Here is a 3,078-nt window from a genome sequence, read left to right on the forward strand (position 1 = left end):
TCCGCAAGGTGCTTGGCGAAGAAATGGTGCGCACCGTCTCCAAGCGCGGCTACATGCTTGCCGGGGAGGCGGAACCCCCGCCCGAGATGAGCTCCCAGCCGATCGTGGCGGTCGTTCGCTTTCGCAACGAGAGCGGCAATCCGGCCGACGAAGCGATGGTCGACGGCTTTGCCGAGGATCTGATCAACGGCGTGGCCCGCTTCGGTACAGTCACCGTGCTGGCGCGCAATTCGAGCTTTTCCTTCTCCTCCTTCGGCCGTGGCGAGTGGCCGCAGATCCGTGCCCGCATCGGCGCCGACTACCTGGTCGAAGGGTCGCTGCGCCGGCAAGGCGAGCATGTCGTGGTGGCCGTCAGCCTGGTCGACATCGCGACCGCCAGCCAGCTCTGGGGCGACCGCTACCAGTCGCAGGGCGCTGGTCTGTTCGCGACCGGAGGCGAGATCGTCGAGCAGATCGTCAGCCGGCTGGTCACGCGGGTCACCAATGCCGGGCTGGAACAGGCCTCACGCAAGCCGGTGACCAGCCTCGCCGCCTATGAGCTTCTGCTGCGCGGTTTTGCGCTGCTGCGCGATCCGGCCCAGACCGACCAGCGCGGCGCCGAGGCATTGTTCGAGGCGGCCATCGCCAAGGATCCGAATTATGGGCTGGCCTACACCTATCTCGCCCTGGCGCGCTCGCTGGACGGGGAGTTCGGCCGCGCCAGCGACGCGGTGCTGCAGAACGCGCGGGACCTTGCCGACAAGGGCCTGGCCTTGTCGCCGGACCAGCCGACCGGCCATCGCGTGCAATCGCTGATCCGCCTCTACATGCGCGACCACGAGGCAGCCGAGCACCACATGCGCATCGCGTTGCGGCTCAATCCCTGCGATGCCGACAGCATCGAGCAGATGGGCATGCTGCTGACCATGCGCGGCCGCCCGTTGGAGGCGCTGACCTGGCTGGCGCGCGGCATCCGCATCGATCCCTTGCACCCGCACTGGTACCAGTTCGACCGTGCGCTGGCGCTCTACATGATGGGGGAATACCGGCAGGCGGCGGAAGCGCTGGAACTGGCCACGCGTCCGGCACCCTGGATCCGGACGCGACTGGCGGCCTGCTATGCCCAGATGGGCGACATGGAGAAGGCGCGGCGGCAGATCGCCCTCATCGAGGAGGGCGATGCTTTTGCGCCGCTCGACTACGCGCTGCGCGGCGTGCCCTTCGAGAACCGGGCAGATGCCGAGCATCTCGCCGAAGGCGTGCGACTTGCCCTCGGCGAGGTTTAGCCCGAGGCCGATCGTCAATCGACGACGACCACTATGTAGCGGCCCTGATAGGCCCGGTAGTAGGTGCCGCCGCAACGCCAGACGTCGAAGCCGTTGACCTTGGTGCGGACGCAGCCGGCCGGCAAGGTCGCGACCCAGGCAGTGGTGTGCCTCAGCACCCGCCATGTCGTGTTGCGGCGGGCGACACCGGCGGCGCTGCGCGGCGTCCAGGGATGGCCGACGCGGGCCTCGGCCGTGCCGACCAGCGACAGCGCCGGCACCGTGCCGCCGATGATCTCGACGGCGGCCATGCCGATGGCGAGCAGGGCCGCGGCCGAACGAATTTTCGTCATGGATTTCAAACGCATTTTCTCTCTCCTTAAGGCTCGATCGAAGTTCAACGGGGGGACGCGGCAAACCGGGCGGTGCCCGCCAGAGCCGCGAGGTGAGCAACCACGAACAGAAAGTGCGCCGCGGTTGTGACGTAGCCGACGACGAGCACGTCGGCGGCGATGAAGAACTGCCAGAACAACAGGTTTGCCGTTCCGAGCAGCATGTGGACGGCAGCCAGGAAGGCATGCCAGGTCCGCGAATAGGCGATGCGCGAGAGCGTGGCCCCGATGATCAGGGCCAGTCCGTGCGCCTCGATGAAGCCGATGCCGGTGCCGGGTGCGTCGGCGAGCAGTATGGCTTCGGCGCCGCGCCCGAAGAAGGAGCCGGCAATGTCGGTGGCGAGCCCGCCGGCCGATGCGACGATCAGGAAGCAGGCGTTGACGCGGATGAGCAGGTTTCCAAAGAACGGGGTCATGGTCGTTTCCCTTCGGTTTCGTGTTTGGCTGCCACGGCGGCATTCCGCCGTGGCTTGTCGGAAAGCGTCGCCGCCTCAGGCGGCGATGGCTTGCGGCTCGGCGATAGCCATGGCGGGCTCGGTGGCGGCTGTCGCTCCGGTCGGCGCCTTGATGCCGAACCAGGTGACGTAGAGCGTCGGCAGGAAGACCAGCGTCAGCACCGTCGCCACCATCAGGCCGCCCATCACCGCATAGGCCATCGGCCCCCAGAATACGGTCGGCGCGATCGGGATCATGCCGAGGATGGCGGCCGCAGCCGTAAGCAGGATAGGCCGCAGCCGGTGCGTGGTGGCGCTGATCACTGCCGCCCAGGGCTCTTCGCCTGCGGCTATATGCTGGTCGATCTGCGCGATCAGGATCACCGAGTTGCGGATCACCATGCCGATCAGCGACATCACCCCGAGGATGGCGACGAAGCCCATCGGTGCGCCGGAGATGAGCAGCGCGCCGGCGACGCCGATCAGCGCCAGCGGTGCGGTGAGCAGCACCAGCACCAGGCGCTGGAAGCTCATCAGCTGGATCATCAGCACGGTCGCCATGATGAACAGCATCAGCGGGAAGACCACGAAGATGCTGGCCTGCGCCTTGGCGCTGTCTTCCGTGACGCCGCCCTGCTCGACGCTATAGCGGGCCGGCAACTCCGCCTTGAAGGCGTCGATCGCCGTGCCGAGCTTGCGCGCCACCGAGACGGCATCGCTGCCGGGCGCGACGTCGGCCTGGACGGTCACCGTCGGCAGGCGGCCGCGGCGCCAGATCAGCGGCGGTTCGGTCTGGTAGGAGAGCGTCGCCACCTGCTCGAGCGGCACGCGGCGTCCGCCCGACGCGCTGATCGTCAGGCCGCGCAGCGTGTCGATACTGGCGCGTTCCTGTTCCACGGCGCGGGCGATGATGTCGACGAGGTAGGTGTCGTCGCGCATCTGCGTGATCTTCGAGCCCGACAGGACCGCGTTGATCGTCTCGGAAAGCTGCTGCGAGGAGATGCCAAG

4 protein-coding genes are annotated in these 3,078 nt (G+C 67.6%); 1 reads left to right on the plus strand and 3 read right to left on the minus strand.

Going from position 1 to position 3,078, the window contains the following annotated elements; translation table 11 throughout:
• The coding region (locus EN742_RS29845; protein WP_128333603.1) for a tetratricopeptide repeat protein at positions 1 to 1,265 on the plus strand (1,265 nt) is incomplete at its 5' end.
• 14 nt (positions 1,266 to 1,279) lie between these two features.
• On the opposite strand, the gene EN742_RS29850 is transcribed toward EN742_RS29845, so the two are convergent.
• The 3 genes from EN742_RS29850 to EN742_RS29860 all read right to left on the minus strand — a co-directional run.
• Positions 1,280 to 1,612: a hypothetical protein gene (locus tag EN742_RS29850; RefSeq protein ID WP_126055134.1), complete on the minus strand. Its 333-nt coding sequence runs from the start codon at positions 1,610 to 1,612 to the stop codon at positions 1,280 to 1,282.
• Positions 1,613 to 1,641: 29 nt separating this feature from the next.
• Positions 1,642 to 2,052, minus strand: coding sequence for a hypothetical protein (locus EN742_RS29855; protein WP_128333604.1), 411 nt, complete (start codon positions 2,050 to 2,052; stop codon positions 1,642 to 1,644).
• 75 nt (positions 2,053 to 2,127) lie between these two features.
• Positions 2,128 to 3,078, minus strand: a 951-nt coding sequence (locus EN742_RS29860) for an efflux RND transporter permease subunit (protein WP_148670351.1), incomplete at its 5' end; no start/stop codon positions are given.

It is taken from the genome of Mesorhizobium sp. M4A.F.Ca.ET.020.02.1.1 (genome assembly GCF_004022645.1).
Classification (GTDB): domain Bacteria; phylum Pseudomonadota; class Alphaproteobacteria; order Rhizobiales; family Rhizobiaceae; genus Mesorhizobium.

Bases quoted from the DNA above. Each gene is read 5' to 3' on its own strand.
- EN742_RS29850 (WP_126055134.1), bottom strand. From the start codon at position 1,612: ATGCGTTTGAAATCCATGACGAAAATTCGTTCGGCCGCGGCCCTGCTC.
- EN742_RS29855 (WP_128333604.1), bottom strand. From the start codon at position 2,052: ATGACCCCGTTCTTTGGAAACCTGCTCATCCGCGTCAACGCCTGCTTC.